Source organism: Nonlabens sp. Asnod3-A02 (assembly GCF_045063755.1).
Classification (GTDB): Bacteria; Bacteroidota; Bacteroidia; order Flavobacteriales; family Flavobacteriaceae; genus Nonlabens; species Nonlabens xylanidelens.
This window is the reverse complement of sequence record NZ_JBEFOC010000008.1, coordinates 874,681-894,618: the sequence shown is the minus strand read 5'-3', so window position 1 is coordinate 894,618 and position 19,938 is coordinate 874,681. Positions and strand designations below refer to the sequence as shown.

The 19,938-nt window shown below is 36.3% G+C and carries 13 protein-coding genes and 1 tRNA gene; 6 read left to right on the top strand and 8 right to left on the bottom strand.

Going from position 1 to position 19,938, the window contains the following annotated elements:
- Positions 1-1,296 (bottom strand): c-type cytochrome, encoded by a 1,296-nt coding sequence (locus tag ACJJVN_RS14060; RefSeq protein WP_405378879.1) that lies wholly within the window; start codon positions 1,294-1,296, stop codon positions 1-3.
- Between the two features lie 225 nt (positions 1,297-1,521).
- Between ACJJVN_RS14060 and ACJJVN_RS14055 the strand changes: the two genes are divergently transcribed.
- Entirely contained in the window at positions 1,522-1,896 is a 375-nt protein-coding gene (locus tag ACJJVN_RS14055; RefSeq protein ID WP_245890618.1) for an SPOR domain-containing protein, read from the top strand.
- Between the two features lie 768 nt (positions 1,897-2,664).
- On the opposite strand, the gene infB is transcribed toward ACJJVN_RS14055, so the two are convergent.
- From infB to rimP, 3 genes are read right to left on the bottom strand one after another with little or no spacing between them, the layout of a single operon-like run.
- Entirely contained in the window at positions 2,665-5,559 is a 2,895-nt protein-coding gene (gene infB / locus ACJJVN_RS14050; RefSeq protein WP_104514476.1) for a translation initiation factor IF-2, read from the bottom strand.
- A gap of 32 nt (positions 5,560-5,591) precedes the next feature.
- Positions 5,592-6,824 carry a transcription termination factor NusA gene (nusA, locus tag ACJJVN_RS14045; protein WP_104514475.1) on the bottom strand — a complete coding sequence of 411 codons (1,233 nt, stop codon included), beginning with the start codon at positions 6,822-6,824 and terminating at the stop codon, positions 5,592-5,594.
- 8 nt (positions 6,825-6,832) lie between these two features.
- Entirely contained in the window at positions 6,833-7,300 is a 468-nt protein-coding gene (rimP, locus tag ACJJVN_RS14040; RefSeq protein WP_104514735.1) for a ribosome assembly cofactor RimP, read from the bottom strand.
- Between the two features lie 150 nt (positions 7,301-7,450).
- On the opposite strand from rimP, the gene ACJJVN_RS14035 reads away from it, so the two are divergent.
- Positions 7,451-8,272, top strand: a complete 822-nt coding sequence (locus ACJJVN_RS14035) for a universal stress protein (RefSeq protein ID WP_104514474.1) — start codon at positions 7,451-7,453, stop codon at positions 8,270-8,272.
- A gap of 73 nt (positions 8,273-8,345) precedes the next feature.
- Here ACJJVN_RS14035 and ACJJVN_RS14030 read toward each other — a convergent pair.
- Positions 8,346-8,416 (bottom strand) — tRNA-Gln (locus ACJJVN_RS14030).
- Between the two features lie 238 nt (positions 8,417-8,654).
- Between ACJJVN_RS14030 and ACJJVN_RS14025 the strand changes: the two genes are divergently transcribed.
- The gene (locus tag ACJJVN_RS14025; protein WP_405378876.1) at positions 8,655-12,059 is read left to right on the top strand and encodes a DUF2723 domain-containing protein; all 3,405 of its coding nucleotides are present in this window, start codon (positions 8,655-8,657) and stop codon (positions 12,057-12,059) included.
- 37 nt (positions 12,060-12,096) lie between these two features.
- Complete coding sequence (locus ACJJVN_RS14020; RefSeq protein ID WP_405378873.1) at positions 12,097-12,690, top strand: polysaccharide deacetylase family protein; 594 nt, start codon at positions 12,097-12,099, stop codon at positions 12,688-12,690.
- Here the strand turns inward: ACJJVN_RS14020 and ACJJVN_RS14015 are convergent.
- Entirely contained in the window at positions 12,687-12,983 is a 297-nt protein-coding gene (locus tag ACJJVN_RS14015; protein ID WP_104514471.1) for a co-chaperone YbbN, read from the bottom strand. The two genes, ACJJVN_RS14020 and ACJJVN_RS14015, sit on opposite strands and share 4 nt — an antisense overlap.
- A 106-nt stretch (positions 12,984-13,089) precedes the next feature.
- Positions 13,090-14,313 (bottom strand): metallophosphoesterase, encoded by a 1,224-nt coding sequence (locus ACJJVN_RS14010; protein ID WP_405378870.1) that lies wholly within the window; start codon positions 14,311-14,313, stop codon positions 13,090-13,092.
- A 174-nt stretch (positions 14,314-14,487) separates the two neighbouring features.
- Between ACJJVN_RS14010 and ACJJVN_RS14005 the strand changes: the two genes are divergently transcribed.
- A complete protein-coding gene (locus tag ACJJVN_RS14005; protein ID WP_405378868.1) occupies positions 14,488-15,765 on the top strand; it encodes an MFS transporter in 1,278 nt (425 codons plus the stop codon).
- 171 nt (positions 15,766-15,936) lie between these two features.
- Positions 15,937-18,762 carry a DNA polymerase I gene (gene polA / locus ACJJVN_RS14000; protein ID WP_405378866.1) on the top strand — a complete coding sequence of 942 codons (2,826 nt, stop codon included), beginning with the start codon at positions 15,937-15,939 and terminating at the stop codon, positions 18,760-18,762.
- A gap of 80 nt (positions 18,763-18,842) precedes the next feature.
- Here the strand turns inward: polA and ACJJVN_RS13995 are convergent, their stop codons facing one another.
- Positions 18,843-19,652, bottom strand: coding sequence for a hypothetical protein (locus tag ACJJVN_RS13995; protein WP_405378863.1), 810 nt, complete (start codon positions 19,650-19,652; stop codon positions 18,843-18,845).
- Between the last annotated feature and the right edge of the window lie 286 nt (positions 19,653-19,938).

Below are 19,938 nucleotides of genomic sequence, written 5' to 3'. Positions count from 1 at the left end.
TTAATAGTGGCATTTACCACATTCAAGTCCTCCTAAATCTGCGATAGTCAATTGACGACCACCACGAGCTTCAGAAAGTTCTTTGTGAATTTGTTCATAATATCCGTTACCCTGAAGATCTACATTAGTTTCACGGTGACAGTTGATACACCATCCCATAGTTAATGGTGAATATTGATACATCACTTCCATTTCTTCAACAGGACCGTGACAAGTCTGACAAGCAATCTTACCAGCAGTAACGTGTTGTGCGTGATTAAAATAAGCAAGATCTGGTAAGTTATGAATACGAACCCATCTTACAGGACTCTCTTCTCCTACAAACTTCTGCTCATCACTATCCCAACCTGTAGCTGCATATAGTTTCTGAATCTCCTTATTATAATCAATTCCATACTCATCGATACCTTCTTGATAAGTAGCATCTGCTACCTCACCGATAGACTTATGACAATTCATACAGACATTTAAAGAAGGAATACCAGAATGCTTAGACTCACGAGCACTAGAGTGACAATACTTACAATCTATCTCATTAGAACCAGCGTGTATTCTGTGAGAGTAATGAATAGGTTGTACCGGCGCATAACCTTGATCAACACCTACACTCATTAATGCACCATATGCAAAATAAGCACTAGCTAGTAACAAGAATACAGAAGTAACTAATACTAAAAACTGATTCTGAACAAACGCTTTCCAAATAGGAGTGCGCTCTTCTTCTTCAAATTCAGTCTGAATTCCATTTGCCTGAGCAAATCTCTTTAGCGTCTTATTTACTACTATCAACAACACTACTAACAGTAACAAAACTACCGCTAGCGCACCTAATATAATATTATTAGAGATTGAAGAACCACCAGTAGCAGAACCAGTACTAGCCGCATCAACAACTGGACCAGCAGGTTTAGGCTTCTCAGTATCTGTATAAGCAATGATGTTATCAATATCAGTATTAGAAAGCTGTGGAAAAGCATTCATGTTAGACTGATTATACTCGTTGTAAATAGCAACTGCTTCAGCATCTCCTGTAGCAATTAATGCCGTTGAGTTTTTAACCCAACTGTAAAGCCACTCTCTATCGTGACGCTGACTTACCTGAAAAAGCGCCGGACCGACGGCTTTTTTGTACAATTTGTGACACGATGCACAATTAGCTTTAAAAAGAGCCTCTCCTAAAGCAGCGTCTCCACCACTAGTAGCTTCTACAGGCGCCGCTGGCTCACCATCTGAGGTGGTAGCATCCTGTCCGTAAACACTAATAGAACCTAGTGTTACGAAAACAAACGCTAGCATGAACTGCCATGCGGAAAAATGTAATTTCCTATTTATCATCTCGCTTAATGAATATTACTATAACTTTGGCACAATAATTACGGTATTTTACCGTATCGTAAATGCTTCCGCAAAAATAGGTCATAAATCGTTTATTTTTGCCCGTGAATAAAATGAAGAAAATAATTTATAACTATTCTAAATAGATTCGCTTTCGCGAAAGCTAACAATAAGAGAACACACGCTATGTCTAGAAAAAAAATACAAATTTTAATGGTAAGCTTAACCATGTTCGGTGTTGCATTTCAAGGAATTGCACAAGAATCAAAGCAAATTGATAAGCAAAAATTGGATGCCTTAGTTTCTACAAAAATCGCCATGGACAAATCTGGTGACTTTAAAGAACACTATACCATACAAATTTTTTACGGTGAACGGAACAAAGCCATCGCCACAAAACGTCAATACGATGCCTTAGATCACAAATGGAAATCAGAATTAACATGGGAACACCCTTATCACAAAATATGTGTAGGAACTTACAGAAGCAGATTAGAAGCAGAAAGAGCACTAATTAAAATAAAAGAAAAATATTCCAATGCGCTTATCTTAAAACCATAAATCTACTGGAATAACTCTTTAATATTTTATAATTATTGTGAATTATCAAATATCAACTCAAAGCTTAATGATAATAATATCATTGAGCTTTTTTTTATTTATATCAATATATAAAAAATCAATTCACACAGCAAAACCTCAAAAATCGGAACCAAATACGGTAAAATCAAAACACATCCTACAATAAACACCATCGCCCTTATCACTTATAAATTCTAAGCTTTAAAAGAATCCAGACAACGGAATAAAATTCTACATAACATATTTGAAACTAAACCAAAATTGGATTCGTACACATAACAATTAAAATACAAAACATCATTTAAAATCGAAGCAGAAACATAACGCTAAACCATTCATCGGCCTTTTAAACAAGCAAAGCTCAATTTCTATTGCAACCACAATACAACCACCAATTGGAGTAGCTTAGTAAAACAGAAACAACATGAATCTAACTATACAAGAAAATCAATAACCCTCTGTAAAACCAAAACCACAAACTCCAACGGCTTATCAAACAAACAGATTTGACATTCAATTCAACATTTTGAAAATTTAAAACCCTGAAAAAATATTTACCTCGGAACAAGATGAACAATGCAATCTTTCAATAACAAGTTAACTTTACAAAAACTTCCAATTAGTCATTTAGATAACCAAATAGGCTCGAGAAGAATCTTACCAATTGATTTTTCAAACTAACTTAACACATAAAAAAAGCGCCTTCATTTTCATGAAGGCGCTTTTTATTTATTAAGGTATAACTTATTATTTCAAAGTTTTCTTTACCTCTACTTCATGGAAGGATTCTAAAACATCACCCTCTTGCAAGTCATTATAGTTCTTAATCTGCATACCACATTCATAACCTTTAGCAACTTCTTTAACGTCATCTTTGAAACGCTTAAGAGCAACTAGTTCTCCTGTGTAAACAACTACTCCATCTCTAATCAATCTTACACCACCATTTCTAAATATCTTACCGTCTGTAACCATACATCCTGCAATGGTACCAACTTTAGATATTTTAAATGTCTGTCTAACTTCTGCATTACCAGTAATCTCTTCTTTAAGCTCTGGAGAAAGCATTCCTTCCATCGCGTCCTTAAGATCATTGATCGCATCATATATAATTGAATAAGTACGGATATCTACTTCTTCTCTATCTGCAACAACTCTTGCATTACCTTGTGGTCGTACATTAAATCCGATTATTATCGCATCAGATGCAGTCGCAAGTAACACATCACTTTCAGTAATTGCACCTACAGCCTTGTGTATGATATTCACCTGAATTTCTTCAGTTGATAATTTCTGGAATGAATCAGTTAACGCCTCTACAGATCCATCAACATCACCTTTAAGGATCAAGTTAAGCTCTTTAAAGTCTCCTAACGCAATACGACGACCGATTTCATCAAGAGATAATGTCTTCTGAGTACGAACAGATTGCTCACGTTGTAATTGTGTACGTTTTGCTGCTATAGATTTAGCTTCACGCTCATCTTGGAATACGTTAAACTTATCACCAGCTTGTGGAGCACCATCTAAACCTAATATAGAAACAGGAGTAGAAGGACCAGCCTCTTGAACATCATGACCACGCTCATCTTGCATCGCCTTAATCTTACCATGTCTAGGACCAGCAAGAACATAATCTCCTACTTTTAATGTACCAGCTTGAACAAGTATAGTAGAAACATATCCACGACCTTTATCAAGGAATGCCTCGACTACTGTACCAGTTGCCGGTTTGTCAGGATTAGCTTTTAAATCTAGTAACTCAGCCTCAAGTAAAACTTTTTCAAGTAATTCTTTAACACCTGTACCTACTTTTGCAGAGATATCATGAGATTGAATTTTACCACCCCAATCTTCTACAAGTAAATTCATTTGCGCAAGACCTTCTTTTATCTTTTCAGGATTAGCGTGTGGCTTATCGATCTTGTTAATTGCAAATACTATAGGTACTCCAGCTGCTTGCGCGTGAGAAATAGCCTCTTTAGTCTGCGGCATGATATCATCATCTGCTGCAGCAACAATAATTGCAATATCAGTAACTTGAGCACCACGAGCACGCATCGCTGTAAAAGCTTCGTGACCAGGCGTATCTAAAAATGCTATTTTCTGACCATTTTCAAGCTCAACACCATAAGCACCAATATGCTGTGTGATACCACCACTCTCGCCAGCAATAACATTTTCTTTTCTAATATAATCTAGAAGAGATGTTTTACCATGATCTACGTGACCCATTACAGTAACGATAGGAGCACGAGAAACTAAATCTTCTTCATTATCTAAAACTTCAGCAACACTCTCTTCAATATCAGCGTTTACAAACTCTACATCAAAGCCAAACTCTTCAGCCACGATAGACATCGTTTCAGCATCAAGTCTTTGATTCATCGTTACCATCATCCCTAGAGACATACATGCACCGATAACTTTATTTACAGGAACATCCATCATAATAGAAAGATCACTTACAGTAACAAATTCCGTTACCTGTAATGACTTATCCTCTGCTTGAGCTTGCTCTGCAGCATCAACTTTATCACGGTGACTTTCTCTCTTATCTCTACGATATCTAGCCGCTTTAGATTTAGAAGACTTACCTTGTAATTTCTCAAGAGTCTCCCTTACCTGCTTTTGAATTTCTTCATCAGTAGGCTCTTCTTTAACAATATTTTTACGACCAGTGTTATTATTGTTACCACCACGTCTATTATTAGAGCGATTACCACCTCCAGAACCTCCAGGTTTTGAAATACGCTTACGTTTACCTCTATTAGTATCTGCAGCTTTTTTCTTCGGCTTAGCAAATTGAGAAAGGTCAATTTTTTTACCAGTAACTTTAAGACCACCTAATTTCTTATACTCAGTCTTAATAACTTCTGGCTCAGAATTAACCACAGGCTCAGCTGCTTCAGTCTTAGAACCATCAACAGACTTAGTAGCAGGTTTAGGCTGCTTAGCCTCTTTAGCTACTTCTTCTACTTTAGATTTCGCTTTAGGCGCAACAGCTTCTACCTTAGGCTTAGCTTCTTTTTTAGAAACCTCAACCTTTTTTGCAGCCTCTGGCTTCTTTTTAGGTTTAGATCTCTTATTTGCATCTAAATCGATTTTACCTTTTAAGGTAGTACCCATTGCTTTAGGTCTATTAGAAACCTGTGTGATTTCTTTAGACTCTTCAGAATCGGTTTTTTCTTTGGGAGGAGCAACAGTAGTTTTCTCAACCTTAGGAGACTCTTCCTTAACAACAGCTTCAGAAGCCTTTTCAGGCTCTTTAGTTGACTTTTCTGCTTTCTTACCAGCATCTAGATCAACTTTACCTACTTGTTTAGGACCACCTATAGAAGCCTTAGCTTTTATAACCTCTTGTTGTCTCTTTTGTTTTTCCTCAAGTTCTTTTTCTCGCTGCAATCGTAATTCTTCTTGTTCCTTGCGACGTTCAGCACCTACTTCCTTTGAGGCTACTTTTTTGCTCTTGTCAGTTTGAAACTCATCAGCAAGTGCTTTATAGACGCTAGCATCTATTTTTGTGGTAGGGCGAGCCTCTATCTCAATTCCTTTAGAATTAAGATACTCCACAGCACGGTCTAGAGAAATATTAAATTCTCTTAGAACTTTGTTGAGTCTCATGTTTTTTACTTCGGCCATAAAATGGTTCAGGATTGACTTTAATTTCTAATCTAATCTTCAAATTCTGCTCTCAGGATTCTAACTACGTCTAAAACGGTTTCCTCCTCAAGATCTGTACGTTTTATTAAGTCAGCAACGTCTTGCTCTAGAACACTTTTGGCAGTGTCCAATCCTATCTTACTTAATTCTTCAATAACCCATCCATCGATAACATCGGTGAACTCAGTTAATTCCACATCTTCTTCAGCACCTTCTCTAATCACATCAATATCATAACCAGTTAACTTACCGGCTAATCTAATGTTATGACCTCTTCGACCTATTGCTTTAGAAACCTCTTCAGGACTCAAACGCACTTCAGCCTTCTTTGTCTCCTCATTGATTACCATTGAGACAATCTTTGCAGGACTTAATGCTCTAGCAATATATAGCTGTGTATTTGTTGTAAAGTTAATTACATCAATGTTTTCATTTCCTAATTCACGAACTATTCCATGAATACGAGAACCTTTCACACCTACACAAGCACCTACAGGATCTATACGATCATCATAACTATCTACAGCAACCTTAGCTTTCTCACCTGGCTCCCTAACAACAGCTTTTACCGATATAACACCGTCAAAAACTTCTGGAATCTCTTGTTCAAAAAGCTTCTCTAAAAACTTAGGAGAGGTTCTTGATAATATGATATTAGGCTTATTACCCCTTAACTCTACACTTTCTATAACGCCACGCACGTTTTCACCCTTTCTAAAGAAGTCAGATGGAATCTGTCTATCTTTAGGCATGATAATTTCATTACCATCGTCATCTAACAATATAATTGCTCTATGTCTAATATGATGAACTTCAGCACTATAAAGTTGACCTTCTAATTCTTTAAAATGTTTAAAGACATTAGTATTGTCATGTTCATGAATCTTAGCAATAAGATTTTGTCTTAAAGCAAGAATAGCTCTACGTCCTAATTGAATAAGCTTTACTTCTTCTGCAACGTCCTCACCAACCTCATAATCAGGCTCGATTTTCTGAGCTTCTGTTAATGAAATCTCAGAATTATCATCTTCAACTTCATCATCAGCCACAACAACACGATTACGCCATATCTCTAAATCCCCTTTATCAGGATTGATAATAATATCAAAGTTGTCATCTTCACCATACTTTCTTTTTAAAGCGGCTCTAAACACATCTTCTAAGATCGCCATCAACGTGACACGATCTATCATTTTATCATCTTTAAACTCAGAAAAAGACTCGATCAATGCGAGATTTTCCATACTACTTCTTAATTAAATTTTATAACAACTTTTGCTTGCTTCACGTCTTCATAGTTCAAAGTCCACTCTTTTTCAACAGTAACTTTCCCTTTACCTATCGGTTTAGGCTCACGAGCTTTCCATGTAATAGTAACTTCTTCCTCATCTGCCTTTTTTAACAAACCAGTTTCAGTTCTCTTCTCTCTATCTGTTATCTGAATATCTCTACCGATATTTTTAACAAACTGCCTAGGAGAACTTAAAGGAGAAGAAGCACCTGCACTTAGAACTTCTATAGAAAAATCATATTCTTCTCGATCTAAATTATGCTCTACCGCTCTAGAAAAAAACATACAATCAGACAGTTTTACACCATCATCGCCATCTATAATGACTTTGATCTCGTTCCCAGCACCCATTTTGAAATCAATCAAAAAGATATCTGGACGCTCTTCAAACGCTTCGTTTAATAATTTTTCTACTTTATCTTTCAACATATTTATAAAAAGAGGGGACTCTAGTCCCCTCATACTTGTTTAAATACTTTGCAAATATACTGTTTTTTTAAGCATTTCCAAAGCCTTAAAAAACAGAGTGATAAACATGCTATTTTTTTGTATCTTTAAGTGATATAAAAAACAACCATTATGAAAAAGATCATCGTACCTACAGACTTCTCTATACAGGCAGAAAACGCACTTAGAGTAGCAGCTGACATAGCCCGAGAGAATAACGGAGAATTATTTTTACTTCACCTATTAGACCTACCATTACACCTTGCAAATAACGGTAGCTCAAACTTACCAGAGGCTGTGTTTTTCATGAAGCTTGCCAAAGAAAAATTTGATAACCTACTAAATGCAGACTTTCTAGAAGGCGTTACCATTCATGGTGACGTGGAAACAGGAGGCGCATTCAGTGGAATTATGGATACCGTAAAAAGACACAGTGCAGACCTTATAGTAATGGGTAGTCATGGTGCTGACGGTATAAAAAATATGTTCTTAGGCTCTAATGCAGAAAAAGTAGTACGCAATTCTGAAGTCCCAGTTCTTGTCGTAAAAGACAGAAAAAACAGACTAGATGTGAATGAATTTGTATTTGCAACAGATCTAGATCCCAAATCTACTAGCGCGTTAAAAGAGGCAGCAACATTTGCTACAAAGACTAAATGCAACCTCCATTTATTATATGTAAACACTCCATCTCAATTTCTAAGCACTAGACAGGCAGAAGAAAAGGTTACTAAATACCTAAAAGATGTAAACGTTCAACCTGCTGACTATGTTATATATAATGACAACTCTGTAGAAGAAGGTGTATTTAACTACACTAAAGACGTAAAAGGAGACTTAATAGGTATGGCAACTCATGGTCGCCGCGGACTCTCACATTTTTTCAACGGCAGCGTTAGTGAAGACATCGTAAACCACTCTAGCCTACCTGTAGTTACGTTTAGAATTAAGTAGTATTTCGCTTTCGCGAAAGCGAAACTATTAAAACTAAAAAATCCTGATTCAATTAAGAATCAGGATTTACTTGTTGTCCCACAAGGACTCGAACCTTGAATGACGGTACCAAAAACCGGAGTGTTACCATTACACCATGGGACAAAATCGAGTGCAAATTTATAACATTTCTTAAATCTTGCAAAAAAAAATCATGAAAATTTAAATTAATCTTCCGATAGGATATATCAAATCTCTTGAACAGCCCATAATTATTAGAAAAATACGATTGAAAATAATTAAATAAAAATCAACAACACCTCACATACTGTAATTTTCTCTTAGACGTTTATATGGTTAATAAGGCCATAAAATCTTATTTTCGCCAGAGTTAACCATCATTATGAAATTGAACTACGCACAATTAAATAAAATCATAGGCTGGACAGTCTTTGCAGCAGCACTTTTTATATTCTGGAGCACTGTAGAACCTACGGTAAGTTACTGGGATGCTGGAGAGTATATCGCCACATCTTCAAAACTTGAAGTAGGCCACCCACCAGGAGCACCGCTCTACCAGATGATGGGTGCCGCTTTTTCTGTATTTGCTCTAGACGCAACAGACATAGCATACACGGTTAACTTACTAGCAGTTTTCTCTAGTGCATTCACTATTTTATTTATGTTCTGGTCGCTTACCTTACTTTTAAAGAGACATATATTAAAAGATCATGCAAACGACCTAATGATTTTAGGAGCAGCAGCCATAGGTTCATTAACCTTTGCGGTTTCTGACAGTTTCTGGTTTAACGCTGTAGAAGCAGAAGTTTATGCACCAGCAACATTACTCATGAGTCTTATGTTTTACATAGGCTTGTTATGGGAACGTGACATGCTATTACCACGCGGCAACCGCTGGTTAATACTGATTTCTTTTATAGTAGGACTATCATTTGGTATTCACTTTATGGGTATCCTTACTATACCTGCTATAGGATTGTTATGGTATTTTAAACACTATAAAAAAATAACCGTTCTCAACTTTATTGTTGCTAACATAGCAGTAGTAGCTGTATTACTATTCGTTTTCAAACTATTATTACCTTATACATTAAGCATATTTGGATACTTAGAAGTATTCTTTGTTAACGACATAGGTTTACCGTTCAACTCTGGTACCATTATCGTTCTCTTACTTATAATTGGATTATTTGCTTTTTTAATCTCGCTTTCGCGAAAGCGTAACCTACCTCTATTAAACACGATTACTTTATGCATCATGTTTGTATTAGCAGGTTTTTCTTCTTGGACCATGCTACCTATAAGAGCAAATGCTGGTACACCTATTAATGAAAACGCTCCGGAAGACGCTCGTTCTTTGTTAGCTTATTATAACCGTGAACAATACCCATCACCTGGACTTTTCTTTGGTGAATCATTTACAGACATGTACGCAGGATATAACGAAGACGATCCTACTACTGAGGAAAATGAAGCTTTTAAAGACGAAAAACCTAAATATGAAAAAGACTATAAATTAGGTAAGTACGTAATAGTTAATAATTACAAGGACGCGATACCTAATACTAATGACAGTCATAAAGGATTTTTTCCACGTATGACAGACCCATCTAGAGCATCTAATTACATAGAGTTTATGGGCGGCCTAGACTACACTATAAAGGAAGGCTTTGAAAACAATCAAGAACTACTTTCTGTTCTAGACGATTATGAACGTAGGTTGCAACGCGGGACAATTGATACCGAAGAATATATAGACGTATTAATGTCTTTAAGGGAAGCTGTAGAAATAGACAAACCTAGTTTTGCTAACAACATGAAATACATGGCAAACTATCAGATAAGCTATATGTACATGCGTTATTTCATGTGGAACTTTGTGGGTAAACAAAATGACGTACAAGGAGAATGGGATTCTTATGATGGTAACTGGTTAAGCGGTATTAGCTTTATAGATGAGGCACACCTAGGTACACAAGATGAACTAAGTGATGACATGCTTAATAACAAAGGACGCAATACTTACTTTTTCTTACCATTGATTTTAGGGATATTAGGTGCTGTTTTCCATGCGCGCAAAGATTTAAAATCCTTTTATGTCACTCTAGTGCTCTTCCTTTTTACAGGGCTAGCCATACTTGTGTACCTTAATCAATCTATGTTTCAAGTACGAGAGCGTGACTACGCTTATGTAGGATCCTTTCTGGTATTCAGCATGTGGGTAGGAATGGGAGTTTATGCCATTTATGAAATGCTGCGAGATCTCATGAAGTCTAGGATTGCACAAATAATATCTTTGACAGCATGTTTTGCAGCTGCACCATTACTTATGGGATATCAAAACTGGGACGACCATGATAGGTCAGATAAATACACCGCTCTAGCAAGTGCTAAGAAATATCTAGATAGCTGTTTACCTAATGCGTTGATCTTTACTATAGGAGATAATGATACATTCCCATTATGGTATGCACAAGAAGTAGAAGGTTATCGTACAGACGTGCGTGTCGTATGTACTTCTCTATTAAGTACAGACTGGTACATGGATGATATGAAAAAGAAAGCATGGGATAGCGAGCCTGTGCCTAGCACTTTAACTCATAGCAAATATAAATACGGTACTCGAGATGCTCTGTATTATTCAGATAAAGAACGTATTCAACAACGCATGCAGGATTTAAATCAAGATCCAAATTATGTTTTTCCTGATACGATGCAATTAGATCAATGGATGCAATGGGTAGCTAGCGATAACAAAGTCACTCAAGAACAAATGAGAAACGAGCACTTTGAGCACACATTCCCAACAAAGTTTATCTCTATTCCTGTAAATAAAGAAGCTGTTCTTAAAAACGGTGTTGTACCTCAAAAAGATGCTGATAAAATCGTAGATGAAATAGTCATCAACATAAAAAGCAATGCAGTTTATAAAAACAGAATGTTTATGCTAGACATTATCAATGCAAATAACTGGGAACGTCCTATTTATTTCTCTGGTGGCGCTTTTAGTGACGAAGATTATATCTGGATGAAGGACTACCTGCAACTAGATGGTTGCGCCTACAGATTACTACCTATTAAAACCACACCAGAAGATCCACGCGATCCATTTGACATGGGTAGAGTAGATCCTGATTATGCATATCAAGTAATCAAGAAATGGGACTGGGGTAACGGTGGTTCTTCAGACATATATCATGATGTAGAGACTAGACGTAATAGTGTAGGTTACAGAAGCAACATTACTCGTACTGCAGAGGCATTGATGAAAGATGGACAACTAACTAAGGCTGAAGAAGTTTTAGACTTAGGAATGAAGCATATGCCTTTAGAATATTACGGCAATTACTCGATGCTAGAACCTTTTATTTCCGGATATTATGAACTTAACAAGCATGAAAAAGCAAGGGATTTATTAAATAAAGTCATTGCAAAATACCAAGATGAATTGGATCATTACAACCAATTGAGTCTAGAGGAACAAGACAATAATTATCTAAGAATTGCAACAGCAATTTCTAGATATAATTCTATTGCCGAGGTTCCAGTATTTTATGAAGATCAAGAAATGATCGATAAACATGTAGATACTTATAATGGATACTTTGAGCCGTTTATAAGATTTATGAATGACGCTTATTACATCAGAAAAAAAGGAGAAAGCCCAGAAGAATCATTCCCAGACTCTGCTGAAGCGATGGAATTAAGAGAACTTCTAGATAACTCTGTAGATAACGTTACTACTTCTCAACAAGAGACTGTAGTAGATACATTAAGTCAAGATTAAATTATACCCAGATCACATATCAGACAAGTTCTCTAACTTGTTTAAAAATTATTATTGGCACGGTAACCGTGGAGAAAAAACAGTCTATCTAACTTTTGATGACGGTCCTACTCCACTGGTTACCGACTATGTCATAAACCTTTTATCTCAATACGGATTTAAAGCAACTTTCTTCTGTATAGGAGATAAAGTAAATCGTTATCCAGAAACTTATAGGCTTCTAAAAAACGAAAATCATCAAATAGGCAACCATACTTACCACCATCTCAATGCCTGGACCACTAAAAAAAATAGGTATCTCGATAATATTGACGAGTGCAGCAAAGTGGTAGAGACAAAACTATTTAGACCACCATACGGTCGTATAACTAGTGCCGTCACCCAAAGGTTGATTAAAAAAGGATATAAAATTGTTCTTTGGGGTGTCTTATCAGGCGACTTTGATCAAAGTAGAACTTCAGAATCATGCCTTAAAAACTTAAAGAAAAATACACGCAACGGCAGTATCATCGTCTTTCACGATAGCGATAAATCTTTTGAAAAATTAAAAGTAATATTACCAGAATACCTGGCATTTCTAAAAGAAAAAGGATGGAATAGTAAGTCTATTTCACAACCCAAATCTATTTAACGCAGTTGTTTTAATTGATGTATCAAGGTATTATCATCTTGCACACCACTTTGCCTCCATTTCATCTCACCACCTTGATAGATAATAAAGGTAGGAACACCTTTTATCCTAAGCGCTTCAGAGAGCTCTTGATTTTTCTCTACATCTATTTTAATAACCTTGGCCTTATCACCTAGAGCTGCAGCTACATTACGTAACACTGCATTCATAGCAACGGTATCTTCATTCCAGTTAGTAAAAAAGTTAAACAATACTGGAACATTTGCACTAATAAGCTCGCCGAACTTTGACATAATCACAAATTATACTACCAAATGTACATAAAATCGTCAAAACAAAACATAAACTATTCTTAACAAGACAGTAACAGCCATAAAATAATTTGAGAAATCTATGATTTTAACCCTTTTTCAAAGTGATCACAGTGATTTCTGGCCATATTCCCGCACGTCCAGAGTAACCCAAGAAACCAAAACCTCTATTCACATTCAAGAATTGACCTGCTTCTTTATAAATTCCAGCCCATTTTTTATAAACAAACCATGCTGGACTTAATTTAATAAAACCAGGGATTTCTATACCGAACTGCATACCATGTGTATGACCACTCAAAGTTAAGTGGTATTTCTTATCGTCGTCTTTAACTTGTAAATCCCAATGCGTAGGATCATGACTTAAAAGGACTTTAAACTCTTCCTTACTTAATCCTTGAGATGCTTTTTCTAAATCTCCATACTTAGGAAAACGGCCGCCACCCCAATTTTGCACACCTACTAGAGAAATAGAGTCCGTACCACGAGTGATTTTCTCATTTTCATCGAGCATTAATCTCCACCCCATATCTTTCTGGATTTTATAGAGGTGCTGCATATTTTCTTCTTTAGCCTCGTCAGTATCCCATTGCACATAATCTCCATAATCATGGTTTCCTAAAACAGAGTACACTCCATCCTTTGCTTTTAAAGAACCGAATATACTTTCCCAACCATTCATTTCTGTAGCCACATTATTCACTAGGTCACCAGTAAATAAGATCAAATCACTTTGTTGTTCATTTGCTAGATCAATAGCATACTTCACTTCTTCCTTATCATCAAAACTACCTACATGAATATCACTTAACTGTGTGATTTTATACCCATCAAACGCGTCTGGTAAATCGTCAAAGGTTAATTCGTATTCTCTTACTTGATAATCATATTTACCACGCCATGCACCGTATAAAATAGCACCGAATGGCAATGCGGCAACGGCAAGACCTACTTTAGCCAGAAAAGCCCTTCTACTAGGTAAAAAAGATTGATCTGATTCTCGCTTTCGCGAAAGCGTGCTTATCAAACCCTCTATACTTCTATAAATATCCTCACCGAACATAAATAAGACAAACACTAATTTCAAAGTGAAAAATGCTAATGTAATAGTGATAGCCACATCTCTAGAAGCAGATATATGACTGCGATCTGGATTTAAATAAAACTGTAAAAACACATTGAGAATAACTAAAACAGAAACTGCTAGGTACACCCATTTCCACCAGTGACCTCTAGATAAGGTGCGTATTAACTGAAAGGAATAAAACTCAAGAGCGATAAAAACCGCGAGAACAATAAGTAGTCTAATCATAATGCTAAATTACTGTCTTTTGGGTTTTAAAATGTTCAAATATCATTAAAGACTGAAAATGAAAATCATTCAAAATAATTTACCAGCAAAAACCTCTGTGTTTTTACTTAAAAAGTAAAATTTATACCGTAGACATACTTTAATTTTACACTCTCAATACCTCATTCTATTATTTTGACAAAAAACGATCCATACGCAGCATTAAGAATTAAGGAGTTCAACACGTTTTTGTTAATGCGATTTCTCCTAGTATTCGGTTGGTCTATGCAATTTATAGTTATCGAGTGGCAGGTATACTCTTTAACTAAAGATCCATGGTCGCTAGCATTAATAGGCTTGATGGAGTTTGTTCCAGCGTTCTCCATGGCATTATTTGCAGGTCATATAGTAGATCAAAAAGAAAAACGCAATCTCCTAGCGCTATGTATTGCCGCATTTTCTCTAATTAGTTTAGGATTATTTCTTCTTACGTGGCCAGAAATAGTAAGCGACTGGTCTACCAGCACTATTCTTTATAGTATTTATGCCTTGGTATTTTTTGGCGGTTTTTTAAGATCGTTTTTCGGTCCTATTCTATTTTCTTTGATTGCTCTTATCGTACCTAAAAAAGTCTATCCTAACGCAGCTACTTGGAGCAGTTCTGCCTGGCAAATAGCATCTGTAGTAGGACTTGCTTTTTCCGGTTTTGCGATTAACTGGTTCGGTGTACACTGGTCGTTATGTATCGTTTTCAGTCTAGTCGTGTTATCATTTTTTACCGTTTTCCTTATTTCTAAAAAGCCCATCTTAAATACCAAAGTCAACGAGCCTATTTTACAAAGTTTAAAAGAAGGTTTAAGTTTTGTATTTAATACCAAAGCTATTCTAGGCGCACTAACACTAGATATGATCTCTGTTCTATTCGGTGGTGCGGTGATTTTATTACCCATTTTTGCTCAAGATATTTTATGTGTAGGTAGTGAAGGTTTTGGTATTATGAGAGCTGCGCCGTCTGTAGGTGCCATATTAACCATGATTGCTACGGCATATATACCTATAAGTAAAAATGCTGGTATGAAATTACTTGCCGCTATTTTTGGATTTGGAGTTTGTATTATCATTTTCGGTTTATCCACTTCTTTTTGGGTTTCTGTAATCGCCTTATTCTTCAGCGGTTTGACAGACGGCGTTTCTATGGTTATAAGACAGACTATACTCCAACTCAAAACCCCAGATCATATGCGTGGTCGTGTGGCATCAGTGAACTCCATGTTTATCGGTTCTTCAAATGAGCTGGGTTCTTTTGAAAGTGGTGTTACTGCAAAATTAATGGGAACAGTAACTGCCGTGGTATTCGGTGGTACGATGACATTAATTACTGTAATCACTACAGCAGTGGTCTCTCCTACTTTTAGAAATTTAGATCTGAGAGAAGATTTTAAGGATAGTAGTATCGATGAGCCATCATTATAGAAAATAATTGTTCTGATCTCGCTTTCGCGAAAGCGGAACACCTATACATCCATTCTTACAGAAATAGCTTTTTACACAGGTCATCCTTGTGTAAAAAAAGTCATAATTGCCTTATAGATTTCTTATTTTCCTAGGTTCGTTTTTTATCTTTAGCCTCCATAAAATTTCACGATGACTAACGACGGTACAAACGATAAAAGATTATTTCTCCTAGATGCTTACGCCTTGATATTTAGAGGTTATTATGCACTTATTAAGAACCCTAGAATCAATAGTGCCGGTATGGATACCAGTGCCATTATGGGGTTTACAAATTCGCTTTTTGATGTAATTAGACGTGAGAAACCAGAATATCTAGCCGTTGCATTTGATAAAGGTGGTAGTGCAGACCGTGTGGAGATGTACGAAGATTACAAAGCAAACCGTGATGAAACGCCCGAAGCTATCAAAATAGCGGTTCCTTATATAATGCGTATTCTTAAAGCAATGCACATTCCTATAGAGGTAGTAGAAGGGATTGAGGCAGATGACCTGATAGGAACCCTAGCAAAACAAGCTGAAAAGGAAGGTTTTACTACTTACATGGTAACACCAGATAAAGATTATGCACAACTAGTTTCTGAAAACATTTTTATGTACAAACCTGCCCGTATGGGTAATGGAATTGAGATATGGGGAATTCCTGAGGTACAAAAGAAATTTGAAGTAGAGCGACCTGAACAAGTAATCGATTACCTAGGAATGATGGGTGATGCGAGTGATAACATCCCAGGATTACCTGGTGTAGGTGATAAAACAGCTAAGAAATTTATCGCTGCGTACGGTTCTATGGAAGGTTTACTAGAAAATACCGACCAGCTTAAGGGTAAAATGAAAGAAAAAGTAATCGCTAATGCAGAGTTAGGTCTTCTTTCTAAAAAACTTGCCACCATAAGACTGGACTGCCCGGTAACCTTTGATGCCAAAAAATACGAACTGGACGACCCTAACGTAGAAGAGGTTCACGACATTTTTGACGAGTTAGAATTTCGTCGTGCAAAGGAAACGCTAGCAAAAATATTTTCTAAAGACTTACCAGAGACTAAAACTAAAAGCACTAAGACTGACGATGCTGGCGCTGGACAGTTCTCTTTATTTGACGCTCCAGGTTCTGGCACCACTACAGAAGCACAATCTACAGGACGCAATGGTCTTGCTAGCAGTGATCACTTATACCAGTTAGTAGAAGAAGGAATGGGAACTAAATTGTTCTTACAGTCTTTAATGAAACAATCTAGCGTTTGTTTTGACACAGAAACAACAGGTCTAGACGCTCTTGCTGCCGAGTTAGTAGGAATTGCTTTTTCTTGGGAACAAGGAAAAGGATTCTATTTACCTATTCCAGAAGATCGTGATGCTGCACAAGCTATAGTAGATGAATTAAAACCATTTTTTGAAAGTGAAAACATCGAAAAAATAGGTCAGAATTTAAAATACGACATCAAAGTATTAGACAAATATGGAGTCGATGTAAAAGGACCTATGTTCGACACCATGCTGGCTCATTACCTTATTAATCCAGATATGCGTCACAATATGGACGTGCTGGCAGAAACTTATTTGAACTACACACCGCAATCTATAGTAGAACTGATAGGTAAGAAAGGGAAGAACCAACTTTCTATGCGTGATGTAGATCTAGAAAAACAAAAAGAATATGCGGTAGAAGATGCCGATATAACATTACAATTAAAAGAACATTTTACCCCAGAATTGGCTAGCGCAGGAACCGATAAACTTTTTAACGATATAGAAATGCCTTTACTAGATGTACTGGCTGCTATGGAAATAGAAGGTATTAATCTAGACGAAGAATTTTTGAATTCTCTATCTGGTGATCTAGAAACTGATATTGCACAACTAGAAAAAGATATTTATGAAGTTGCTGGAGAAGAATTCAATATAGGTTCTCCTAAACAATTAGGAATTATTCTATTTGAAAAATTAAACCTGGTTGAAAAACCTAAAAAGACTAAAACTGGTCAATACTCTACTGCAGAAGATGTACTGAGTTACCTCGCAAAGGATCACGCGATTATTCAAAATGTTCTTGATTATAGAGGTTTAAGCAAATTAAAATCTACTTATGTAGATGCATTACCGCTACAAGTAAATGCTCATACAAAACGCATACACACTAATTATATGCAAACGGTAGCTGCGACGGGAAGATTAAGTTCTACAGATCCTAACCTACAGAATATACCTATACGTACAGAGCGTGGTCGTCAGGTGCGTAAAGCATTTGTACCTAGAGATGAAAACTACACACTACTCGCTGCCGATTATTCTCAAATAGAATTAAGAATTATTGCTGCGTTAAGTGAAGAAGAAAACATGATCGCTGCTTTCCAAAGCGGTGAAGATATTCACGCCTCTACAGCTGCCAAAGTTTTTAATGTAGCACTAGAAGATGTGACTAGAGAACAACGTAGCAATGCAAAAACGGTGAATTTTGGGATTATATACGGTGTAAGTGCCTTTGGTTTAAGTAATCAAACCGATCTTACTCGTGCAGAAGCAAAAGAATTGATCGACACCTATTATGCTACTTATCCTAAACTTAAAACTTACATGCAGGACCAAGTGGATTTTGCTCGTGAGAATGGTTATGTAGAAACGATTTTAGGAAGACGTCGTTATTTAAATAATATCAATAGCTCTAACGGTATCGTACGTGGCGCAGCAGAACGTAATGCGGTTAACGCACCGATACAAGGTAGCGCAGCAGACATTATTAAAATTGCCATGATCAACATACACAAGAAGTTTGAAGATATGAACTGCAAGTCTAAAATGTTGTTACAAGTTCATGATGAATTGGTTTTTGACATTCATAACGACGAGTTAGAAGATATGAAAAAGCTTATTCAAGACGAGATGCAAAATGCTTATAAAATGAGTGTTCCTCTTGATGTAGAAGTAGGTATAGGACAGAATTGGTTAGAAGCGCATTAAACTATAAACATAAAAAAAAGACCTGGTACCGCAGGTCTTTTTTTTATGTTTAGAAGTTGTTCGTTTACAATACTTACTAATTATCTATATGCTTTGTAAATAACCACTATTTGATTTGTTCTACTATTTAATGCTGCACCAGCTAAAAACTTATCTACATTAAGAGTAAAACCAGAGGCATCAAAAGATTGTAATGATGCAGATATTAATCCGCCTTCTGCATCTGTACCGCCATTTGCTGTTCCATTATCATGAATAGGCTCTCCATTGTTATTTACAAAAAATGCTGCTATACAGTGGCTACTAGAAGAGTATGTACCTATGTTATTTATACTAGAGCCATTTGCACCATTAGATATCACTTGTTGATCAATACCAGTACCTACCGTTTGAGCATATCCCATGGTCTGCCCACCAGCCATTCTTATATCATTAGAATTATTATCACCTGATCTATAAGTCTCATCATAATTTTGAACTCTATTTACGGCAAGAAACTCAATAGACTCTGGTTTAAATGGTACGTCTGTAATATTCAGTGTTCCTTTGGCGCTTATAATAAGTTTACCAAAAAACACTTGAGGAGTAGTACCTCTAGCTACCTCATACCACACACCGTCTTCATGAAAATAATATCCAGCAGGTGCTAAACCTGCATCTCCAGTATTCCATATCATGGTTCCATTTACCAACGCACCTCCATCTGGATTAACAACAGTCGTTACGTCTGTTGCAGAGAGTAAACCTATCCTAGGCAACAACACACCAGTGTCCGATGAATTTATGTCTAACGCCGCTTCAGGTGAGGCGATACCTATACCTACTTGTGCAGTAGTCATGGTAACAGTTAATAAAAAAGTCAGGGCTGCAATTAATTTTGTAAACTTCATAATACAGGGTTATGACTGCAAAATAAATAAGTATAGAGATAAAATGAATTTATCAAAGATGTAAGAATTTTCTATCGACGAAATACATGATTATTAGGATTAAACAAGATAATAATCGATAAACTACATAGTTATTTATCGATTAACGACATAAAATGATGTTTACTCATTAGAAAACTTAAATATTTAAGATCCTATCTAGTAGTAAACACCTAGTAAAAAAAGCTATATGATTGAGAATTAAGTTGGATCATTATCTCGCTTTCGCGAAAGCGAGAACATCAAC

Coding starts and splice junctions, on each gene's coding strand:
- ACJJVN_RS14015 (WP_104514471.1), bottom strand. CDS start 12,983: ATGTCAAAGTTCGGCGAGCTTATTAGTGCAAATGTTCCAGTATTGTTT.
- ACJJVN_RS14035 (WP_104514474.1), top strand. CDS start 7,451: ATGAAAAAGATCATCGTACCTACAGACTTCTCTATACAGGCAGAAAAC.
- rimP (WP_104514735.1), bottom strand. CDS start 7,300: ATGTTGAAAGATAAAGTAGAAAAATTATTAAACGAAGCGTTTGAAGAG.
- infB (WP_104514476.1), bottom strand. CDS start 5,559: ATGGCCGAAGTAAAAAACATGAGACTCAACAAAGTTCTAAGAGAATTT.
- ACJJVN_RS14055 (WP_245890618.1), top strand. CDS start 1,522: ATGTCTAGAAAAAAAATACAAATTTTAATGGTAAGCTTAACCATGTTC.
- nusA (WP_104514475.1), bottom strand. CDS start 6,824: ATGGAAAATCTCGCATTGATCGAGTCTTTTTCTGAGTTTAAAGATGAT.
- ACJJVN_RS14010 (WP_405378870.1), bottom strand. CDS start 14,313: ATGATTAGACTACTTATTGTTCTCGCGGTTTTTATCGCTCTTGAGTTT.
- polA (WP_405378866.1), top strand. CDS start 15,937: ATGACTAACGACGGTACAAACGATAAAAGATTATTTCTCCTAGATGCT.
- ACJJVN_RS14060 (WP_405378879.1), bottom strand. CDS start 1,296: ATGCTAGCGTTTGTTTTCGTAACACTAGGTTCTATTAGTGTTTACGGA.
- ACJJVN_RS13995 (WP_405378863.1), bottom strand. CDS start 19,652: ATGAAGTTTACAAAATTAATTGCAGCCCTGACTTTTTTATTAACTGTT.
- ACJJVN_RS14025 (WP_405378876.1), top strand. CDS start 8,655: ATGAAATTGAACTACGCACAATTAAATAAAATCATAGGCTGGACAGTC.